The 21450-nt window shown below is 65.3% G+C and carries 17 protein-coding genes; 5 read left to right on the plus strand and 12 right to left on the minus strand.

Annotated features, from left to right (window positions below; all coding sequences use genetic code 11):
* Positions 1-42: 42 nt before the first annotated feature.
* Positions 43-807, minus strand: a complete 765-nt coding sequence (gene rnc / locus ACOYYX_RS33230) for a ribonuclease III (RefSeq protein ID WP_422926953.1) — start codon at positions 805-807, stop codon at positions 43-45.
* Positions 808-1018: 211 nt separating this feature from the next.
* On the opposite strand from rnc, the gene ACOYYX_RS33235 reads away from it, so the two are divergent.
* Positions 1019-1588: an elongation factor P gene (locus tag ACOYYX_RS33235; RefSeq protein WP_422926954.1), complete on the plus strand. Its 570-nt coding sequence runs from the start codon at positions 1019-1021 to the stop codon at positions 1586-1588.
* A gap of 36 nt (positions 1589-1624) precedes the next feature.
* Here the strand turns inward: ACOYYX_RS33235 and ACOYYX_RS33240 are convergent, their stop codons facing one another.
* From ACOYYX_RS33240 to ACOYYX_RS33265, 6 genes are all read right to left on the minus strand, one after another.
* Positions 1625-3049 (minus strand): M48 family metallopeptidase, encoded by a 1425-nt coding sequence (locus tag ACOYYX_RS33240; protein ID WP_422926955.1) that lies wholly within the window; start codon positions 3047-3049, stop codon positions 1625-1627.
* Positions 3050-3115: 66 nt separating this feature from the next.
* Positions 3116-4534 (minus strand): Mov34/MPN/PAD-1 family protein, encoded by a 1419-nt coding sequence (locus ACOYYX_RS33245; protein ID WP_422926956.1) that lies wholly within the window; start codon positions 4532-4534, stop codon positions 3116-3118.
* 84 nt (positions 4535-4618) lie between these two features.
* Positions 4619-5866, minus strand: coding sequence for a HesA/MoeB/ThiF family protein (locus ACOYYX_RS33250; protein ID WP_422926957.1), 1248 nt, complete (start codon positions 5864-5866; stop codon positions 4619-4621).
* A 138-nt stretch (positions 5867-6004) separates the two neighbouring features.
* Positions 6005-6793 (minus strand): ubiquitin-conjugating enzyme E2, encoded by a 789-nt coding sequence (locus tag ACOYYX_RS33255; protein WP_422926958.1) that lies wholly within the window; start codon positions 6791-6793, stop codon positions 6005-6007.
* A 64-nt stretch (positions 6794-6857) separates the two neighbouring features.
* Positions 6858-7157 (minus strand): EsaB/YukD family protein, encoded by a 300-nt coding sequence (locus tag ACOYYX_RS33260; RefSeq protein ID WP_422926959.1) that lies wholly within the window; start codon positions 7155-7157, stop codon positions 6858-6860.
* Between the two features lie 196 nt (positions 7158-7353).
* Positions 7354-8193 carry a hypothetical protein gene (locus ACOYYX_RS33265; protein WP_422926960.1) on the minus strand — a complete coding sequence of 280 codons (840 nt, stop codon included), beginning with the start codon at positions 8191-8193 and terminating at the stop codon, positions 7354-7356.
* A gap of 257 nt (positions 8194-8450) precedes the next feature.
* Between ACOYYX_RS33265 and ACOYYX_RS33270 the strand changes: the two genes are divergently transcribed.
* Positions 8451-9365, plus strand: coding sequence for a DMT family transporter (locus ACOYYX_RS33270; RefSeq protein ID WP_422926961.1), 915 nt, complete (start codon positions 8451-8453; stop codon positions 9363-9365).
* 83 nt (positions 9366-9448) lie between these two features.
* Here ACOYYX_RS33270 and ACOYYX_RS33275 read toward each other — a convergent pair whose 3' ends face one another.
* A complete protein-coding gene (locus ACOYYX_RS33275; protein ID WP_422926962.1) occupies positions 9449-10720 on the minus strand; it encodes a threonine synthase in 1272 nt (423 codons plus the stop codon).
* A gap of 519 nt (positions 10721-11239) precedes the next feature.
* Between ACOYYX_RS33275 and ACOYYX_RS33280 the strand changes: the two genes are divergently transcribed.
* Entirely contained in the window at positions 11240-12898 is a 1659-nt protein-coding gene (locus ACOYYX_RS33280; RefSeq protein WP_422926963.1) for a hypothetical protein, read from the plus strand.
* A gap of 90 nt (positions 12899-12988) precedes the next feature.
* Here the strand turns inward: ACOYYX_RS33280 and ACOYYX_RS33285 are convergent, their stop codons facing one another.
* Positions 12989-13486: a tRNA (cytidine(34)-2'-O)-methyltransferase gene (locus ACOYYX_RS33285; protein ID WP_422926964.1), complete on the minus strand. Its 498-nt coding sequence runs from the start codon at positions 13484-13486 to the stop codon at positions 12989-12991.
* A 282-nt stretch (positions 13487-13768) separates the two neighbouring features.
* Here ACOYYX_RS33285 and ACOYYX_RS33290 point away from each other — a divergent pair, with 282 nt between their 5' ends.
* Positions 13769-17080, plus strand: coding sequence for a PSD1 and planctomycete cytochrome C domain-containing protein (locus tag ACOYYX_RS33290; RefSeq protein WP_422926965.1), 3312 nt, complete (start codon positions 13769-13771; stop codon positions 17078-17080).
* A gap of 141 nt (positions 17081-17221) precedes the next feature.
* Here the strand turns inward: ACOYYX_RS33290 and ilvB are convergent, their stop codons facing one another.
* Positions 17222-18991, minus strand: coding sequence for a biosynthetic-type acetolactate synthase large subunit (gene ilvB, locus ACOYYX_RS33295; RefSeq protein ID WP_422926966.1), 1770 nt, complete (start codon positions 18989-18991; stop codon positions 17222-17224).
* Between the two features lie 165 nt (positions 18992-19156).
* Here ilvB and ACOYYX_RS33300 point away from each other — a divergent pair, with 165 nt between their 5' ends.
* Entirely contained in the window at positions 19157-19969 is an 813-nt protein-coding gene (locus ACOYYX_RS33300; protein ID WP_422926967.1) for an SDR family NAD(P)-dependent oxidoreductase, read from the plus strand.
* A gap of 18 nt (positions 19970-19987) precedes the next feature.
* On the opposite strand, the gene ACOYYX_RS33305 is transcribed toward ACOYYX_RS33300, so the two are convergent.
* Together ACOYYX_RS33305 and ACOYYX_RS33310 are read right to left on the minus strand one after the other, a co-directional pair.
* Complete coding sequence (locus ACOYYX_RS33305; RefSeq protein WP_422926968.1) at positions 19988-20284, minus strand: hypothetical protein; 297 nt, start codon at positions 20282-20284, stop codon at positions 19988-19990.
* Between the two features lie 172 nt (positions 20285-20456).
* Complete coding sequence (locus ACOYYX_RS33310) at positions 20457-21440, minus strand: GNAT family N-acetyltransferase (RefSeq protein ID WP_422926969.1); 984 nt, start codon at positions 21438-21440, stop codon at positions 20457-20459.
* Between the last annotated feature and the right edge of the window lie 10 nt (positions 21441-21450).

Here is a 21450-nt window from a genome sequence, read left to right on the forward strand (position 1 = left end):
AGGCCGCAAGACACCACGCTCGCCGAGTCGACCGGTCCGCGGTCAGTCCGACTCGAAGGGGACGGCCTCGCCCGAGAGCTGGCTCAGGGCGTTCATGGCAGCCCTCTGCTCGGCGTCCTTCTTGTTCCGGCCCCAGGCGGGGGCGTAGCGAAGCGTCCCGATCTGGGCCGAGATCTTGAAGCACTTGGAGTGATCGGGGCCTTTTTCGTCCAGCAGGTGATAGGTCGGGGTCTCCCCGAACTGACGCTGGGCGACCTGCTGGAGGTTGCTCTTGTAGTTGATCCCACCCTGGCCGCCGACGGTGGCGTCGATCTCGGCCTCGATGTGGCGGAGGATGAAGCTCTGGGCCGCGGCCATACCGCCGTCGAGATAGATCGCGCCGATCAGACTTTCGAAGACATCGGCGAGCGCCGACGACGGCGTCTCTTCCTGACCGCCCATGCCTTTACCCAGAACCAGGAACTCGTCGAGCCCCAGCCGTTGAGAAATCTTGGCACAGGTCCTGCGAGAGACCACGACGGACTTGATTCGCGTCAGGTCCCCTTCGAGGTACTCGGGGAACTTGCGGAAGAGGAGTTCGCAGACGATGGCGCCGAGGATAGCGTCGCCGAGGAATTCGAGTCGCTCGTTGGAGACGAGCCGGTGATTCGCGCCCGAGGCGTGGGTGAGTGCTTCACGCAAATACGTGGCGTCGCGGAAGCGGTACTTGAGCACCTCCTGGCAATGCTCGAGTTGTGTCGCTTCGTCGCGTGGGTTCGGATCGGGCATGTTCGCACCAACATGGCGCCCAAGGAGTTGCGTGGCCATGTGTTAGGCTAACCCTGTACGCCCGGTCTGTCAACCTGGCCCAACGGCGCGACGGGCACGAATCGTGCACGGAAGGGGAGCGGCCGCCACCGGAGCCTTTGACCCTTCCTGCCGGCAGGCGTTATGATGGCCGGTCGTCGAGGCATACACCCGCAGACATTGGCCCAAGCCCTCGCCCCTTCGACGGGCAGGGTCCGGAGGATCGGCCGCCGTGGTTCCCGCGAAAGACTTCAAGCGTCGGATGGTCGTCGAGATTGACGGCGCCCCCCACATGATCGAGCACATCCAGGTCCAGTCCCCCTCCGCGCGGGGTGCGGCCACGCTCTACAAAATCAAGGCCCGCAACCTCAAGACGAAGAACCGGGTCGAGAAGAGCTATCGCGGCACCGACACCCTCCCCGAGTCGAGCTTCGAACGCAGGCCGATCCAGTTCCTCTACCGGGACGCCGACGGCTGCCACTTCATGGACTCGGCCGACTACAACCAGTTCTCGATGACCATTGATGATCTGAAGGACCAGATCCCGTTCATGTCCGAGAACATGGAAGGGGTCGAGGCCATGGTCGTTGACGACGAAGTGATCGGGATCGAGTTGCCGGATACGGTGGACCTCGCCATCCTCGAGACCACGCCGGGCGTCCGCGGCAACTCGGCGACCGGCCGAACCAAGCCGGCCAAGTTGGCGACCGGCCACACGGTGCAGGTCCCAGAGCACCTCGACGAAGGCGTCACCGTCCGGGTCGACACCCGAACGGGGGAGTACCTCGGTCGCGCCAACTGAGCCGGATCGGATCGCTGAGGGCTCGGGCCTGGAGGCTCATGGCTCCCAGTGCCCCTTGTACCAAAACGGCTCCCCCGTCTCCCAAGGCCGGTACGTGTTGCAGAACTCGATCCGCTCGGCGATGCTCGGGTGGGTCGAGCGCCAGAGCATGAAGAAGAGGCCGGGGCGGGGGTTGCTCAGATTCTCGCGCTGGAGGGTGGCGAAAGCCTGGGCGGCCGATCGGTTCGCCCGGGTGATTTCGAGGGCGAAGCGGTCGGCCTCGTGTTCCTGGTTCCGGCTATACGCGTTGGCGACCGGGACCAGCACCAGGCTCGAGGCGTGCATCAGTAGCAGGATCAAAGGGATCGCCGCCGCGTCGGAGAGGCGTTCGAAGCCGAACCACCGCAAGTTGCGGGCGATCAGCCAGCGCCCGGCCCGATCCACCCAGAAAAGGCCCGCCAGGGTCATGAACGACGAGAGCAGGATGGATCGGGGGATGTGCCCCAGTACGTAATGCCCCATCTCGTGCCCCATCACCGCCAGGACTTCTCGGTCGTTCAACTTGGCGATGAGAGTGTCCCAGAGCACGATCCTGCGCGTGCCGAAGACGCCCGTCACGTAGGCGTTCATCGCCTTCGTGTCACGGCTCTTGTCCACCTCGAAGATCTCACTCCCGCCGATCCCCGCCTTGTCGGCAAGCGACACGATCTTCGCCTCGAGCCCTTTGTCCTTCATCGGGCCGAATTCATTGAAAAGCGGGTCGACCCAGACCGGCTTGACCATGACGACGACGAAAATGAACGGGATCGTCAATAAGGTCGTGACGAGCCACCAGTTTCGCGGACGCCGCGCGATCAGCAAGAGCGGGATCCAGGTGAAGAAGAATGCGGTCAGGGCATCGACCATGAGCATCTTCCCGGCATCGCCGATCCAACGCGCGAATGACTGGTTCGAAAGCCCATACTCATGCTGCCGCACGAACCCTCGGTAGTAGTCGAGCGGCAGGTCGATCAGGAAGACGAGCCCCAGATACGCGACGATGTAGATCCCGACCGACAGGAACCAGAAGACCCGCGTCGGTTCTGGGATCCCTTTGGACTTGGTCCTCTTGTCCCCGACATCCGGCGCGTCGATGGCCCCATCCGAGAGTGCGAGGGGGCGGACCTCGCCCTTGCCACGACGGGGCAGCAGGGCCATTCGCCTGGCAAATCCCTGGATTCTGGCCGAGATCCCCGACCATAGGATGATCGCGGGGACGAGGAACGCCCAAATCTGGCCGACTCCCCAGAGCCAGTTCCCCGTCCGGTAATAGCGCATGGCCGTGGGAGTCGGGACGGGCACTGCGACGTGCTGCCGCTCGTCGACCTCGGCCTCATCCTTCGTAACGGGGACGGGAGCCGAGGCTGGCTCGGCCCCTCTCGACTCCGCCGATGAACCGAACGCCAGGGCGCCGAGGAAGACGATGAGGCGAATCCAGGGCATCGGTCATTCTCGAAGGTGCAAGTTGTCGGCTCGTCGAGGGCGCAAGGGAATCACTTCGGTTCGCGATCAGACGATGCGATGCGTCGGCCCATCGCTCGGGACGGGCCCCGGCGGAGCCGCGATGTCCGGATCGTCGAAGAGCTTCGACTGCGTCAGAAGTGCAAGTAACCCCAGAGCCATCGCGATGGCGACGATCCACCCGGAGAGCGCGACGTACCAGGTCTTGTGGTACTTGGCGACGAGTTCTTCGGCCCCCTTGGAGTCGGTCGCCTTGAGGACCTCGCTCAGTCGGGCGACCTCGCTCTCCTTCTTTTCCAGGTCGACGGAGAGCTCGGCGATCCTGGTCGGGAGGTCGGCCGAGTCTTTCTTGATCCGTCGGTATTCCTCCGTGTCTTTCTTCGAAGCCTCGAGCTCCTTCTTCATCTTTGCGTTGTCGGACAGGAGCGAAAGGGTCTTGTCGGACATGGCCTCGTTGGCGGTCCGCCAACGGTCGACCTCGAGTTGAGAGGTGTCGCGCTCTCGCTTCATCTGGTCGTAGGCGGCGATGAGCCTCTGGGAACTAGTCCCTTGCTTGTCGTCGAGCAGGGTCTTGAATGCGAGGGACTGACCGGCGTTCGAATCGTAGCTCTGCTGTTCGAGGTGCTTGAGGGTCTCGGTCTGCTGCTGGATCTGGTTGTGGAGCGTGTAGAGCCAGAGCATCCCGAAGACAAGCGCCATGCCGACGACGGCCCCGCCTAGGCTGAAGAGGGCGGCGGACTGGCCTCGCAGGTTGGCGGACGAATGCATCGAAGACGAGGGGCGAGTGAGCATGGCGATAAGCTCGGCCTCCAGGCGAGGGGAGAGGCCTCCGCCTCCTTCGGGGTTGGGGATATTCTCGAGGTCGTTCGCGAACCGGGCGAGGGCGATCCGATCTCGGCGATCGGCGATGAAGAAGTAGCCGCCGACCTGCGCGAGGTCGCCGTCACGCCACTGGAAGAATCCACGCGTCTGGCGGATCGGGTCCACGACATACGCCACCTGGAGCGACTGGGCGAAGAAGTTCCGGTGGATGAACAGGTCATGGCCCGAGAGGAAGATCCCGAAGTCGGGGTGGGTGTGGTACCAGCCGACGATGTCGAGGTCGGGATGGAGCCGGTCTCGCTCCCGCGTGATCTCTTCCCAGGAGTCGTGCGTGTAGGTGAAGCTCGCCTGCGTGTTCTCGTAATGCTTCGCCTCGAGCGACTTGGTCACGAGGACGAAGGGCAAGCCGGTCTGCTCGTCGATGCACTCCTTGCCGAGCAGGATCCCCCCGAGCTCCACCGACGTATCGCGCAGGGCGTGACGCTCGATCGCGTCGGCCGTCGCCCGCTCGAGATAGATCGGCAGGTCGATCGGATGCGGGACCTCGTACGCGACGCAGGCCCAACGCAGGTCGCGATCGGGTCGGACGCGACGCTCGGGCTCGCGATACTGGACGGTGTCGAAGACGATCTCGTCGTGACTCAAGTCCGCGCCCCTCGTGGCGTGGGAAGGGTGGGATCAGACCCGGGGTGCGCTCCTATCTTGGAGGCGTGACGACCCCGCGTCAACTCAGTCCAGATTCCAGCCGTCCTCCAGGCCAGGGCGATCCGCCGCCAGCCGGAAGAAGCCCGAACTCTCGGCCCCGTCGATCCGCAAGACGTCGAACGGCGGGATCCCGATCGCGCCCAGCGTGCGGTCGAGCAGGGGGGAGTCCTCTTCAATCGAGGAGATCAACTCGGGCCTGCCTGGTGAGGAGCAGTGGGGGCAGATCGCCTCCGACTCCGCCACCTTGGTCCTGGGCCGGAAGACTTCCTGCCTCCAGTCGCAACGCGGGCACTCGATGACCGTCACGAGGTCTCGGTCGAGGGTCAGGCTCAAGGGTCCCTCGACGGTCTCCCGCGCCAGTTCGAAGAGCCGACCCACCTTGTCGTCTCGACCGATGGGGAGGTCGACCGGCTCGGGGTAGTGCTCATGGCTGAGGCAGTCTTCGCGGAAAGGGAGCTTGGTCGAGTAGAACTGGTTCGTCACCCCATTGAAGACGAGGGCCGTCCCCGCGGCAACCGGCAAGCCGTGGATCAATTTCAGGGCTTCCTGAACCTCGAGCGCGCCCATCATCGAGGCGATGGTCGGGGCGGTCGGGACCTTCCCTTCGAGGATCTGCTCCCGACGCAGCAGTGGGCAGCTATAACGCAGGTTCAGGAGCTGGTAATCCCGAGTCGTCATCGCGCACTCGTAGCAGGCCGAGTCGGGCGGGACGAAGACCTTGACCACCCCCTGGATTTCCTGGATCCCGGAGTCGACCCAGGGGGTCCCGGCCTTCCAGCACTGGCGGTTGACCCAGAGCCGGGCCTCGCGGTTGTCGAGGCAGCCGATTACGACATCGACCTCGGCGAAGAGCCCGAGACCGATGTCGGTCATGATGTCCCCTCGCATGGGTATGAGACGGACGTCGGGGTTGATCTCCCCGGCGCGTCTCGCCGCGACGTGCGCCTTGCTCTGCCCCCCGTCCTCGGTGCGGAAGAGTACCGAGCGTGAGAGGTTGGACGATTCGATCTCGTCGAGGTCGATCACGTAGACCGTCCCCACGCCCAGGAGCGCCAGGTTCTTCAGGACCTCGTTCCCAAGTGCCCCCGCGCCGACCACCAGCACGCGAGCCGCCGCCAACCGTTCTTGTCGCCACCAGGGGATGAGGCGGAGCCGGCTGTATCGGTCCTCGTCGTCGATGTAGAGCGTATCGGGCGATAGCGCCCCATCGGCCGGGTCGGCCGTGGCGTCGGACGATTCGTCGTCGAGGAACGTCAGTTGGGGATCATCCATCGGGTGACTCGACGATGTGGGTGGCGGGCGGCGAGGAAGACGTGACCTCGCTCGACCCGCGTTGCGATTTCTCAAGATTGGAGCCGACGACGATTCGCGATGATCGACGCCGGCGACAGGCCCTCGACGATCTCTGCCTCAATCGATGAAGAGGATCTCGTCGGCCGCTTCCGTCGGATGGGGTCGCGAATGGACTTCCACCTCCTCTTCGAAGATGACGAGCCCTTCGGCCTCCTCGACGATCGGCGTGGCGATTTCCTCGGACTGAGGGGCCGAACCGGGCGTGATTGCGTTGAGGTCGTTCGCGAACTTCCGCACGAAGTCGGCGTATTTCCCGGCCTTGAAACCGGGGGACACCTTCTTCGGGGGCGGGGGGACGGAATTGGCGGAAGGGATCGGGGCCGCCGGGGGCGTGGCGGTCGGATCCGACTCCATACGTCCGAGCGCGACTCGGATGTCGCGCAACGGCCGGGTGTCGAGCGGGAAGATGAATGTCGTCTGGTTCGCGACCCAGAGGGCAGCCTCGCGGTTATACGGGCTGCGGATATCGTAATTGTGGAACCGCGCCATGTCCCAGAGCATGACGCAGAGTTCGTCCAGGTTCAGGCTGGGGACCCAGTGCGTACCGTACCCTCCCAGGCAGACCATCCCAATTTCGGAGATGTTGGGATGATAAATTGGAGTGAGCCAGCGCAATTCGGGCATGGTCCTCGGGTACGACGCCCCGAGCTTGATCTCGACCTCATGTCGGTCGCGGATCGTGACCTTGCCCCGCTCCCTTGCGAGGCTCTTGCCATGGAACTCGATGATGTAATTCTGCTCGGGCTTGCCCGACGCCCGGAACCGCAGGACCGAGCTCTCCAACTGGAGTCGCTCCATGGCGGCCAGGTCGTTCCGGAGGCGTCGGATTCGAGGCGACTCGTGCATGATCGGCGCGACTCCCGGCGTCGATAGTCCTCAAGGGACGCAGACCTCGAAATCGACGCCGGCCTCAAGGCCGACCGGCGACGACCTCGGGGTAGACAATCAGGTGATCACCGTTTTGAACGCCCGCCTCGACCAAGGTCGTACTCTCGATGAGTCGTCGCCCGCCCTCTTTATGGTCGAGCGAATAACTCATCGGCTGCCCGTCGGGGCTGGTCGTCGGCAAGTTCATCTTGGTGATGATGTTGGGGAGTATTCGGCTGACCGGCACGCTGAATGCGATAACGGCCTTGACCGACTTCGCCCCCGTCTGATCCAGGAACGTGACCTGAATTCCGCTCGGATCGGCATTTCCGCCATATGACATAGTCAGGATACCTCCTCAGCATCCCATTCGTTGCCTGCGCGGCAATATTGGGCGGACCCGATGAGAATTCCTTAAGGATCCCGGCGATTGGATTCGCACTAGCATAACGCGTCGAGTCGGGCCCGCAAACGTCCGTGCCCGAGATTCAAATCGCCGAGGCGGTATCCGCGCCGACCTCTCCGGTCCGACCCGCCCGTCAGGCGTCCACGCAGTGCTTCCCCTTGCAGCCGTAGATCGAGCACGCCCCCACGAACTCCCAGCAATCCCGGTGATGGGGAGTCCTGCAGCTCACGCACAGGACCTCGGGCGCCGCGATCGTTTCCCCGCAAACCTTGCAGATCGGGAGCCCCGCGTCGGTTGCGTCGGCCGGGCCCACCTCCACGATCGACACCCCCTGCGAGAGTCGCGCGGAGACCCCGACCTGGAGTCCATCGAGAATCACGAGCGCCTCGCGCACCATCGCGGCCAGGGCGTCGACCGATTGCCCAAGATTTCGATCGACCTGGACGAGCAACCGCTCGGGATTGATCGAGATGAGAATCCCCCCCGGCGGGCCGAGACGTTGGAGGTTGTCGATGGCCCAGCGCACGGTCGGGGAGAGGAATTCGTTCGCCATCTCCGTGTCGTTGGCTTGGACGACGTAACCCCGGTCGAACTCGGGATTGCCGACCCGGACGAGTCTCGTCCCCTTGGGGGCCTGCGCCGGGGCTGGTCGGGCGATTGGGGCGAGTTCCAGTCGGAAGGGGAGGCCGCGCGGGAACCTGGCGACGACCCGGGTCCTCGGGTTGTTCACCTGCCCGGCGATCGTCGGCGCCAGGCCGACCCGGACCGCGGAGCCGTTGTACGAGAAGCTCACGGTGGGGGGTTCCGCCAGCCCCCGGCTCTCGTACTTCCCCCGATAGCGCGTGGCCAGGTGGCGATAGGCCTTGTAGCGCTTGCCCGTCAGGAAGGAACTGGCGGTCGCCGCCATCCGGACGATCATGTACAGCGTCAGTATGATGACGACCAGGACGGTTAGCTGGACGATGGGACCCATCCTATCCTCGGGTCGAGCCGGACCTGCGAGGCAAGCCGGCGAGGTGCGAATCCTCGCCCGCACATCCTCTCATCCCATCAGATCGTTTTCCCCGCGATGAAGCAACGGGTCCGTGCGAACTCGGACTCCGCGGCCAACTCAACTCGCGAGGAGATTATCGGTTCGCCTGGCGCCATGGCTATGCCGGGGAGGGGAGGCGCGGGTACCATCGTTTGTTGTCACGAGAATCTGCGAGGGGTCGAGGGCGAGGAGTCAACGTGGGCAGCGAGCGAGCAGACCGGTCGACCTCGGCCATCCGAGGCCGCCTCTTCGTGTTCTCGGCGGCGATCTTCTGGAGTTTCGGCGGGCTCTTCGCGAAATCTCTGGCACTCGACCCGCTGACGATCGCCTTCTATCGGAGCTTCTTCGCGGGACTCGTCCTGATCCCGCTCGTCCCTCGGGCTCGCAGGGTGATCCGCCCCGCCATGATCCCGCTGGCCATCAACTTCGGGGTGATGACCGGACTCTACCTCGGCTCGATGAAGACGACGACCGCGGCCAACGCGATCTTCCTGCAATGCACGTCGACGGTCTGGACGATCCCGCTCAGCCTGATGTTCCTCCGCGACCGCCCGGACCGGCGCTCGCTCGCCGGCATCGGCCTCGCCGCGATCGGGATCATCGCCATCCTGCTCTACGGATACGACGGGCGGCCGAACGAAGGGCAGGGGATCGCGCTCGGCCTGGCGAGTGGGGTCGGCTATGCCATCGTGACGATCGGCCTGCGCGGTTGCCGCGACCTGGACCCGATCTGGCTCAGCTCGGTGAACAACCTCGGCGGCTCACTCGCCCTCGGCGCCTGGATCCTGGCGACCCGAGGCGCGATCGTCGTCCCTTCGACGCCACACCTGCTGCTCCTCGCCGCCTTCGGGACGATCCAGATGGCGATCCCCTACGCCCTCTTCGCCCGAGGCCTGCGCGAGATCGACGCGCCCGAGGCCAGCCTGATTGGCCTGACCGAACCCGTGCTCAATCCGATCTGGGTCCAGCTCTTCGTAGGGGAGTCGCCAGCCCCGGCCACGATGGTCGGCGGGGCATTCTTGCTCGCTGGAGTCGCCGCGCGATATCTGCCCTGGGAGGGCAAGGCCGCATCACTTCCGGCCAAGGCAGAGACCGTCGAAGACGCGATCTAGATCAAGCGGCCGAGAACCATGCAAACCGTTCAAATCAACAATCAAGCAGGCCATCGCCTCGAAATCTAATCGCCTGCTCATATTTACAGGCCGCCGCCGATCAGCTCTCGGATCGTCGGCAGGTATTTCTCAGGCGACGCGGTGTTGACCAGCACGACGCGGTCGCCCTCCTTGATCTGGCCGAGGTCGGCGAGGGCCGGCAGCGCGGCGAGGGTCGCGGCGCCTTCGGGGGACCAGGCGAAGCGGCGATCGTCCCACTCCCGGCGGATCGTCTCGCGGATCTGCGACTCTTCGACCGCCAGGGCGGTCCCGCCCGTCTCGCGGATGATCTTCAAGACGTTCACATGTCCAACATTACGCGCGACGTTGAGGCCGGTCGCGATCGTCGAGCCCGGGGGCAGGGGGGTGATGTCCGCGGCCCCCGATTCGATGGCCCGGACGATGGGCGTGCTCGCGCGGCTCTGGACGCAGATCATGCGGGGCCTGCGCGAATCAACCAACCCCAGGGCCTGGAGTTCGTCGAACGCCTTGGCCATGCCGACGACCCCGGTCCCGCCCCCCGTCGGGTAGACGATCACGTCCGGGAGTTCCCAACGGCGATCGGTCAGTCGGTCGCCGGCCGGTTCGGCCATCTCCAGGCCGAGGGTCTTCTTGCCTTCGGTCCGCCAGCCGGGCTCCTGGAAGGTGGCGACGCTGAAGTATCCCTGAGAGACCCAGTGCTCGACGACGCGCAGGGCGCAATCGACGATCGTGCCCGCGACGAGCTCGAGATGGAGGCGGGTCGGGTTGAGCTGGGCCAGGGCCGCGACGTTCCCGATCACGGGGAAGTCCGTATCGGGCGACATCACCACGGCGGCCTCGAGCCCCGCCGCCAGGGCATAACGTGCCAACGAATCGCCCGCATTCCCCTGGGTCGGCACCGCAAGTTTCTGCAGGCCCAGCGCCTTCGCCATCGAGACGGTCAATGCCATCCCGCGATCCTTGAAGGAGAGCGTCGGGTTGCCGCCGAACCCGGGATGGTGCTTGCCCTCATCCTTCACCTCGAGCCGGCACTTGAGCTTGTCGGCGAGGGGATGGGAGTAAGCCAGAGAAGGGGTGTGCCCTTCGCCCAGGTCCACGACGAACGACCGATCCGCGGGATCCTCGACATTCAATGGGAGCAAGGCGCCGAACCGCCAGAGGCTCTTTCGCGACGGATCCCACCCCGCCTCAATCCCGACCTCGGATTTGATCCGGGGGATATCCAGGACGACCTGCACCGGCCTGCCGTCATGATCGCAAAGGTTCATGGCGCGATCGCGCGGATACCAGACGCCGCAGGCCGAGCATTCGAGATGGGAAACGAATCGCATCATGAGTCGGCACGGGCTCCATTACGCAGGGCGAGGACATCGGCTCTCCAGATGATCGACGAGATCTGGATCTCGGTTTCGCCGATTCCCGACCGAACGAGGACCCATTCCCGCCGCGTGCATCACCTCCTGTATGATCCGGAAAGATGACGACGCCCTCGACACTCGAAACCCCGGGAGATTCACTTTTCGATCTCAGAGAAATCCCGCGCAAGCACGGTCGGAGGCAATCTGGATTCGGAACCAATTTACGAAGCCCAAATACCTGTACGTCTATCGACCCAACAGTGAATCCGGAAATAATCTCGACTGCCCTCGAATAAAATCTGGATGGCCGACGTCTCGAAGTCATAACCTCTGCGTAGAAGTCTTCGCTCAAGCAGATAGTTCGCTCCCTTCCCTTCTCGGAAGTTATTGCCCTACAACTCGTTTTCGGTTCGGTCGGTCGAGGCCCTACGGGATCGCGTGTTCCCCCCCGGCGACTGGCTTGGACGTCACCCTCTGAAGAGGATGAGGCTTCGAATGCGATCGGTTCTTCGATTCCTGAGCATCTCTGCTACCGTGGCTGGCGGCGTTCTCGCCATCTCGAGCACCTCCTCGGCCGCGGATCCGGCCTCCAAGAAACCGGCCAAGTCGGCGTCTAAGGCCACCAGTGTCTCGAAGGAGGAAGGGACCGCCGTCAACTTGCTCGACGCCGTCAACCAGGGCCTCGTGTCGGTCGATGCCGAAGGTAGTGGCGACGGCCGCATGACCGTCTCCGTCACCAACAAGACCAAGCGTCAGCTCCGCGTCGTCCTGCCCCCGGGCCTCATCGCCAGCGGTGCCACCGGCCAGTTCGGCGGCGGCGGCATGGGCGGCATGGGTGGTGGCATGGGCGGCGGCATGGGCGGCATGGGCGGTGGTATGGGCGGCGGCGGCATGGGCGGCATGGGCGGTGGTATGGGCGGCGGCGGCATGGGCGGCATGGGCGGCGGCATGGGTGGCGGCGGCGGTGGCGGCGGTGGTGGCACCATGCCGGCCCAGATGGGCATGATGATGCTCGGCCGCCTCATCATGAACCTCGTCGGCGACCGCGATAGCTGGGATCAGGCCTCGCTCATGTCCAGTATGGGCGGTATGGGCGGCGGCATGGGCGGCATGGGCGGCGGCATGGGTGGTGGCATGGGCGGCATGGGCGGCGGCATGGGTGGTGGCGGCATGGGCGGTGGTTTCCGCTCGGTGCCCACCACCGGCTCGCTCTACGCCTCGCTCAAGCCGAACCAGACCCGGAGCCTCCCGACCCCCCTCGTGAGCCTCTCGAACCCCAATCCCGAGTCCCCGGTCGCCATGCCTGAGAAGGGCGAGAAGCTGACCCTGGGCGACATCGGCCAGCTCACCAATGATGCCAAGACCCAGGCCGCGCTCAAGCGTCTGGCCGAGGACAAGGCCCCGGGCACCATCGCTCAGCTCGTCATGTGGCGGGTCGGCTCCGGTCTCGACTGGGCCGCCATCGAAGAGTTGTCCAAGAATTTTGCGAACGCCCAGGAACTGGCCCTGGCCCGCAACTTCGTGGACCAGTTGGACAACCTCCCCAAGGGTGAGTCCGCCTCGTTGCTCTACGACATCCGCACCTCCGACTCGGCCCTCGAGCCGCTGGTCGCCAGGCTGAAGGAATCCCTCTCCGGCCAGGTCGTCCTCGGCCTGCCGCTGAAGTCCGAAGTTCCCGACGCCCCCGAAGCCCCGGCGGTCGCATGCCGCGTGACCTTCTCGGGCACCGTCGAGAAGCCCGAGGCCCTCGTCCAGGTCGCGACCACGAACGCCGCGGTCACGTCGTGGATGCCTGCCGGGAAGTTCACCCTGCCGGTGGCCCTCGAGAAGGGTGACGTCAAGCAGGGCGAATTCACAGACGCCCTCGCCGAGGGGATCCTCGGCCGCCTGGTCCGCGCCCAGGTCGGCAAGGGCCCGAAGGTCAAGGGCAAGGACACGTACAAGGTGAAGATCGAGAACTCCTCCCCGCTCATCCTCAATGGCGTCGCCGTCCTCGGCAGCGGCTCCAAGAGCGGCGAAGTCCCCAAGGTCCTCTCCGGCATCAGCGTCTCGCCCGGCAAGAGCATGGTCGTCCCGGCCACCTCGCAGATGGTCGAGGAGCTCGGCCTGAAGAAGGGTGTCCGCGTGATCGCCGCCGACCTCAGCGGCCTTTGAAATTCGCTGAGTCGATAAGCTGACGACAACCACCGAGACGGCCCCGTGCGACGCGTTAGCACGGGGCCGTCTCGCATTTCGAATGGTGGGTCAAATGGCGTCGGGATCAATCTGTCGGAGGGCCTCGAAGACCCCGATCGCCACGGCATTCGAGAGGTTCAGGCTCCGGGCCTCAGCCCCGATCGGGATCCGCACGAGCCGGTCGGGCCGGGCATCTCGCCAGCTCGAGGGCAATCCCCGACTCTCGGCGCCGAAGACGAGGGCCTCGCCCTGTCGGTACTCGACCTTCGTATAAGATTGCGTCGCCTTGGTGCTGAAAGACCAGAGCCTGTCTCGTCCCAGGGCCGCGACGACCTCGTCGAGGTCGTCGACGATCCGGAGGCTGAGGTGCTCCCAGTAGTCGAGCCCCGCGCGTTTGCGGTGGCGGTCGTCAAGGTGGAAGCCGAGCGGGCGGACGAGCCAAAGCATGGCTCCAACCGCGACGCAGGTCCGGCCGATGTTGCCCACGTTGGCGGCGATCTCGGGCTGGGCCAGGACGACGTGGAGCTTGAAGCGGTCGAGGTCTTCGACGGGATGATCGGAAGGCATGGTCGCAGCCCAATTTTCGTTCAAAGGTTCGAGTTCGTCGGGACGTGCTTTGTGTGCGAATTTTGAACGCATGGATGGAAGCCGACGCTTCCCATGGCACGAAAGCGGAAGAGAGCGTAATATTTAACAGTTGGAACCCGCCAGGGACCGCGCCGGGCTCGCGAGAGCCGCCGGTTCCCTATCGCACAGGATGGCGTGCCCCGATCTCCTCGACGGAGAATCCCCATGCATTTATCCCGCCCCGGTCTCAAGATAAGAAGACTCGGACTGCTCGGAATCGGAATGGGCCTGGCCTCGCTCGCTTCGACGGCGAACGCAGCGGAACAGGCTCCGATCCCGGCGGCCGCGATCGAATTCTTCGAGGGCAAGGTCCGCCCGGTCCTGGTCGACTCGTGCATCAAGTGCCACGGTCCCGACAAGCAGTCCTCGGGGCTGCGGGTCGATTCGCGCGAAGCCCTGCTGGAAGGGGGAGAAAACGGCCCCTCCATCGTCCCGGGCGATCCGGACAAGAGCCTGCTCATCCAGGCCATGCGGTTCACGCACGAAGACTTCCGCATGCCCCCCAAGGCGAAGCTCCCCGACCCCGTCGTCGACGGAGTGGCCGAATGGGTCCGTCAAGGAGCCCCCTGGCCGCAGGGGAAGGTCCTCGCCCCTGCCGCTCGCGATCGAGTCGCCGAGACCCACTGGGCCTTCCGCCCGCTCGCCGAGGTGACGCCGCCGAAGGTCGCCGATCCCGCCGGCTGGGGCAAGACCCCCGTCGACGCCTTCGTCCTCGCCAAGCTGAACGAGAAAGGGATGAGCCCCTCGGCACCCGCCGACAAGCGGACCCTGATCCGGCGCGCGACGTTCGACCTCACGGGCTTGCCGCCGACCGCCGCGGAAATCGCCGCGTTCGAGGCCGACCACTCCCCCGACGCCTTCTCGAGGGTCGTGGACCGGCTCCTGGCCTCCCCTCGATACGGCGAGCGCTGGGGACGGCACTGGCTGGACGTCGCCCGCTATGCCGACACGAAGGGCTACGTCTTCACCGAGGATCGCCGCTACCCATTCGCCTATACCTATCGCGACTACGTCGTCCGGGCGTTCAACAACGACCTTCCCTATAACCAGTTCATCGTCGAGCAGATCGCCGCCGATCGGCTGCCTCCTAGCGAGGACAATCGGGCCCAGGCGGCCCTCGGGTTCCTGACCGTCGGCAGGCGCTTCCTCAACGATCAGAACGACATCATCGACGACCGGATCGACGTCGTGACCCGCGGCCTGCTCGGTCTGACGGTCGCCTGCGCCCGGTGCCACGACCACAAGTATGACCCGATCCCCACGGACGATTACTACTCGCTCCACGGGATCTTCGCCTCGTCGTTCGAGCCCGGCGAGCTCCCCGTCCTCAAGGGGGGCACGAACGAAGACGCCCAGCTCGACTACGAGAAGAAGTCGGCCACGTTGAACGGTGAATACCAGGCCCTCGTCGCCGGCCAGCTCGGCGCGATCCAGGCCGACCTCCACGCTCGCGTCGGGGCCTACCTGAAGTTCGCGAACGAGATGGAGTTCAAGGCCGACAACCCCAAGCTCCGCGATCGGAACCTGCCGACGGGCGGGCTCCCCCGAGGCCGATTGCGGCTCCAGCTCGAAGCCTGGAAGAACTTCCTCGCCAAGCCCGAGTCGAAGAATGATCCGGTCTTCGCCCCGCTCGTCGCACTGCTCGCGATCCCAGACGCGGAACTCGCCGCCAAGGGCCCCGAGATCCTCAGTGGGCTCGCCGCCTCGAAGGTTGCCGTCAACCCGCTGGTCGCGAAGCTCGTCACCGAGCCGAAGCTCGCCAATCGCGGAGATCTGGTCGCTCGCTATGCGGACCTGCTGGCCCAGACCGAGCAGCGCTGGAGCGAGCGGATCAAGGCGGGGAACGCCCAATCGCTGGCCGAGCCCGAGTGGGAAGGCATCCGGCTTGCCCTCTACGCCCCGACCGGGCCCCTCAAGCTCAAGGACGGGATTTTCCCTCCCACGCTGGGCGAGTTCGCCGAGAACAAGATCCGCTTCCTCACCCCCGAAGACCGGGCCAAGTTCGCGGCCCTGAAGAATCGAGATTCCCAACTCCAGGCGACGAATCCCGGGGCACCCGCGCGGGCGATGGTGATGAATGACGCGCCCCAGCCCGTGAATCCGCACGTCTTCGTCCGAGGCAACCCCGGTCGCCCCGGCAAGGAAGTGCCTCGTCAGTTCCTCAAGGTGCTCTCCCCCCCGGATCGCAAGCCATTCCAGAACGGCAGCGGCAGGCTCGACCTGGCAAAGTCGATCGCCGACCCCAAGAATCCGCTCACCGTCCGCGTGATCGTGAACCGGATCTGGCTGCAGCACTTCGGCGTCGGCCTCGTCTCGACACCCAGCGACTTCGGCGTCCGCAGCGACCCGCCTTCGCATCCGGAACTGCTCGACTACCTGAGCCAGGGGTTCCTCAAAGAAAACTGGTCGATCAAGTCGGTCCACCGCGCGATCATGCTCTCGAGCACGTATCAGCAAGGGAGCGACAACAACCTCGCGTACCTCGAACGCGACCCCGAGGACCGGCTGCTCTGGAAGTTCCCGAAGCGGCGGCTCGACTTCGAGTCGATGCGCGACGCCTTCCTCGCCGTCTCCGGTCAGCTCGACCCGACGATCGGGGGCCGCTCCGTCATGATCGGCGAGGCGCCTTATCCGCCCCGACGGACCATCTACGGCTTCATCGACCGCCAGAACCTGGACGGCGTCTACCGCACGTTCGACTTCGCCAGCCCCGACGCCACGAGCGCCCGCCGGTTCGTGACGACCGTGCCCCAGCAGGCCCTCTTCCTGATGAACAGCCCGTTCGTCGTGGAGCAGGCGAGAGCCCTGACGGCGAGCGTCGCCTCGACCACGGGGGATGAGAAGCGGATCAAGGCCCTCTATCGCCGCATCTTCGGTCGCGAGGCCGAAGCCTCGGAGATCAAGGTGGGCATCCAGTTCCTCAACTACCAGAGCCAGAAGCATTCGACGCCCGTGGCGACCTGGCAGTTCGGCTTCGGCAGCTTCGACGAGTCGACGAGGCAGGTCGCGAAGTTCGAGCACTTCGCCCACTGGACCGGGACCGCCTGGCAGGCCGGGCCGGTGCTGCCCGACCCGACCCGGAATTTCCTCAACCTGAACGCCGGCGGCGGTCACGTCGGCTCCGACGGCAACCACGCGGCGATCCGCCGCTGGGTCGCGCCTCGCGACGCTCAGATCCAGGTCGACGCCACCCTCCAGCACGACAGCCCCAACGGCGACGGTGTTCGAGGCCGCGTGGTCGCCTCGCGTGCGGGCGAGCTCGGGAGCTGGGTCGCCCACAACGCCAAGGTCAACACGCGCATCGACGCCTACGACGTGAAGAAGGGCGAGACCATCGACTTCGTGGTCGACTGCCGGGCCACCGACGCCTTCGACTCTTTCGTCTGGTCCCCCGTGATCCGCGAGATCCAGCCGACCCGGGCCGAATGGACCGCGACCTCAGGATTCCAGGGACCGCCGCCTCAGGCACTCTCCCCCTGGGATGAGTACGTCCAGGTCCTGCTGCTGACGAACGAATTCATGTTCGTCGACTGATGTTGGAACGATCGGGCGGGGGCGTCGATGACGTCCTCGCCGCGGTTCAAAGGTGAAGTCGTCCCGATCAAAGCAAAACGGCCGGCTGTCGCACAACGCGACAGCCGGCCGTTCTTTTGATTCATCCATTCCCGCGAATGCTCAGCTCTTGATGATGTCCCGGACGGTGCCACCGGCCGGGATCATCGGCAAGACGTGCTCCTGGTAGGGGACCAGGATGTCGAGCACGTAAGGGCCGGGGTAGGCGATCATTTCTTTGAGGGCGTCGATCACCTCAGACTTCTTGCGGACCTGCCTGGCGGCAATCCCGAAGCCCTTGGCGACAGTCACGAAGTCGGGGTAGGTGACCTCGGGAAGATCCCCTTCGCCCTGGCCGACGGCCTCGGGGTGGTCAATCGGGCCGAGGTACGTGTGGGCCCGGTTGCCGGCGTGGAAGCGGTCTTCCCACTGGACGACCATGCCGAGGTGCTGGTTGTTCAGCACGATCATCTTGACCGGCAGATTCTCGCAATGGAGCGTCGCCAGCTCCTGGATATTCATCACGAAGGAGCCGTCGCCGTCGATGTCGACGACCAGGGCGTCGGGCCTGGCGGCCTGGGCACCCATCGCGGCCGGGAGGCCGAAGCCCATCGAGCCGAGCCCGCCCGAGGTGATCCAGGTCCTCGGATGGACGAACTTCGTCCACTGGGCGGCCCACATCTGATGCTGACCCACCCCCGTCGACATGATGAACTCGCCCTTGGCGATGTTCGAGAGCTGGTCGATGACGTACTGCGGCATGATCGCGTCGTCACGCTGGTCGTATGTCATGGGGTCGGCGGCGCGCCAGGCATCGAGTTGCTGATGCCACTCGCGCCACTCGCCCTTCTGCATCTGCGGGTTGATCGCCTGCAGGAAGCTCTTCACGTCCGAGTTGACCGGGATGAAGGCCTTCTTGTTCTTGTTGATCTCCGAGGCGTCGATGTCGACGTGGACGATCTTGCCGTGCTTGGCAAACTCGCTGAGCTTGCCCGTCACGCGGTCGTCGAAGCGGACACCCAGGGCGAGCAGCAGGTCGGCGTCATTGATGGCCTCGTTCGCATACACGGTCCCGTGCATGCCGAGCATGTCCAGCGAGAGGTAATGCTCGCTGGGGATCGAGCCGAGCCCCTGAAGGGTCATGGCGACGGGGATGCCGGCCTTCGTCGCGAACTCGCGGAGCTCCTCGGCGGCATTCGACGCGATCACGCCGCCACCGCAGTAAATGATCGGCTTGCGGCTGGACTTGATGGCCGCCAGCACCGCCTGGATCTTCTCGGCCGAGGGGGCCGCGGGCAGGTGGTAGCCGGGCAGGTCCATCGCGACGTCGTAGTCGGGGTTCTGGACGATCGTGTTCTGGATATCCTTGGGCACGTCGATCAGGACCGGGCCGGGGCGGCCGGTCGACGCGATGTGGAAGGCTTCCTTGACGATCCGGGCGATGTCCTTGGCGTTCTGGACGAGGTAGTGGTGCTTGGTGATCGCCCGGCAGACCTCGACCATCGGCGTTTCCTGGAACGCGTCGGTGCCGATGACGTGGGTGGGGACCTGGCCCGTGATCGCGACCAGCGGCAGCGAGTCGAGCTTGGCGTCGGCCAGGCCGGTCACGAGGTTCAAGGCACCAGGGCCGGAGGTGGCCATGACGACGCCGGGCTTGCCCGTCACGCGAGCGTACCCTTCGGCGGCGAACACACCCCCTTGCTCGTGGCGGGGGAGGATCGTCCGGATCCGGTCGCGTTGGTGGGTCAGCGCCTGGTGCATCGGCATGCTCGCCCCGCCCGGGTAGGCGAAGATGACTTCGACCCCGTGCCGGACCAGGGATTCGACCAGAATGTCGGCTCCGGTCAACGGTTTGCGGTAAGTCTCAGTCTGGCGGTCGTCGATGGTGGCCACGTCAAGCCTCTTTCCGAACCCTTCGGTCCTGCAATTCCACGGGGAGTCAATGTAGACTGAATTCTAAAACATCGACCGCCCCGAAAACAACCCAGCCCAAGCCATACCGCCGCACCTCGCGGCGGTATGGCCCTGAGACACGCCCCACCTCGTAGGAGTTCGCTCTTGGCGACTCTCAGGACAGCCCTGGTCACCGGCGCATCCGCCGGCATCGGCCGCGAAATCGTCCGCCAACTCGTCCAGGATCGCGGGATGACGGTCCTCGCCACGGCGAGGCGCCTCGACCGGCTCGAGGACCTGGCGGCCGATTTGCCGCCCGGGAAGGTCATCCCTTGCGCCGGGGATCTCGCCGACCCTGGGTTTCGCGAGCAACTCTGGAGCCGGGCCGAGGGCCTCGAAGGGGGCCTCGACCTGCTCGTGAACAACGCCGGCTTCGGCGAGTACCACGACTTCGCCGAGCAGGACATCGAGACGATCCGCGACATCTTCGAGATTAACGTCATGGCCCTGATGGACCTGACGCAACGGGCCATCCGTCACATGCGGCCGAGGGGATCGGGCCAGATCCTCCAGATCTCCTCGAACCTCGGATTCGTCGGCCTGCCCTACTCATCGGCCTACGTCGCGACCAAGCACGCCGTGAACGGCCTCGTGAAGAGCCTCCGATACGAGCTTCAAGGCACGGGAGTTCGCATCTGGGCCGCCTGTCCCGGCAGGACGGTGAGCGAATTCTCCCGCGTCGCGATGGGCGACGGGGGAGTGAAGGGTCCGCTCCCCTCCGGCGCTCGGACAGACAGGGTCGCCCGCGCCATCGTCCGCGGGATCGACGGCCGCAAGACATTCCTGCTGACGAACTTTCTCGCCTGGGCTCCCGTGGCGTTCGCGAAGATCCTGCCCGGGCCGTTCGACCTCATCATGACCCGCTGGGCACCGAAGCACTTCCGGGCTGAGATCGATCGCGCCCGCTTCGGCGGTTGACGTCTCGACGGCTCGGCGTCAACCCATCGGTTCCTTGAGCGAGCGGACGAAGTGATTCCCCTTGCCCCTGGCCTTGAGATCGAGGGCATGGGCCTCGGCATCGGCCTTGTTGGCATACCCGAAGGTGGCAACAGTGCGGCCGCCGATGTCGCAGACGGCCCAGACGACCCGCATGCGGGCGTTGACCTCCGGCTTCGGGCGACGTTCCGACGGTTCCGACCTCGGCTTCCGCTCCGAGGGCGTGTTGATGCCGAGGGCCTCGACCGCTTCGGCCTCCGCGCGCAGGTCGCGGCGATTCAGGGTTCGTCGTGCCATGATTGGTTCTGACCCGGATCGAGTTGGATCGAAGGGAGGCGAGATGATCCCGCGACGAGCTCCACTCGTCGCGACTCTCCCTTCTCCTGGACAATGATACGCAAAGGATCGACCTGAGATCGCGCCCGACCGAAAGTTCTGAGGATTTCGGCCCGCGGATCGTTGCGGTCGGTCAACAGAGTAGGGGGCTGTCTACCGCCCCCGGACGCCGGAAGAGCGTGGCCGTCTCGACCGGCTGGAATCCGACGGATTGATAAAGCGCCAGAGCCGGGGCATTCGTCGAGTTGGTCTGCAGTGAGACGACGGAGAGCATCTCGGAGCGGGCGTGGCGAAGGATCTCGACCATGAGGTGCCGTCCATATCCCTTGCGTCGCACCGACGTGCCGACTTCCATCGCGACCAGGCCGATCCCGGCCCGGCCATCGCGACGGCCGAACCAGCTCATATCCCAGGTCGTGGCTCTTGCCAGCTCGCGCTCGTCCGCCTTGGCGACGAGCCGATACTGGGTCGGCCGGAAGTCACCGATCCAGAGCGACTGCCACCAGTTCTCGGGGAGGATGTCCTCGACGATGTCGACCCGCGCCTGACGCTTGATAAGTGGCGACCGGGGGTCGCGGACCTCGGGACTCGACAGGTCGGCCTCGAGCAGGACCGTCGAGCTGACCGGCTCATATCCAGCACGCTGGACGGCCTTCAGGAAACCGAGGTGGCTCGAGAGGATCCCCGCCCATTCGCTGCCTCCGTAGAGGCCCCAGTAGAATGGGTTCAAGGGATACTGGCCGCCCGCGTAGAGGACCTTGGCCCCGCGCTCGCGCAGGTATGTCTCGGCGGCGACCATCAATCCATCGGCGACCTCGGGGTCGTCATTTCCCGGCTCGACCACGAGCATCCCGATCGTCCCGAGGTCGTAGTTGAGCTGATAGACGGCACCGACCGGGTCGTCGGGGCCGAACCCCGCGTGGGCGAACCCGACGACCTTGCCTTCTCGCTCGGCGACGATGAGGCCCTCGGACTCGAAGGTCGGCTTGGAGACGACCTGGGCATCGAATTCGTGTCCGTTGATCGGACGAGCGAGCGCAGAATCGGGGAGGCCTCGATTCCAGAGGTCGGCCAGCGCGGGCGAATCAGGATTTCGATACGCGCGAAAATGCGTCACGGATGGATCG

This window comes from Singulisphaera chitinilytica (genome assembly GCF_049331405.1).
Taxonomy (GTDB): Bacteria; Planctomycetota; Planctomycetia; order Isosphaerales; family Isosphaeraceae; genus PoT.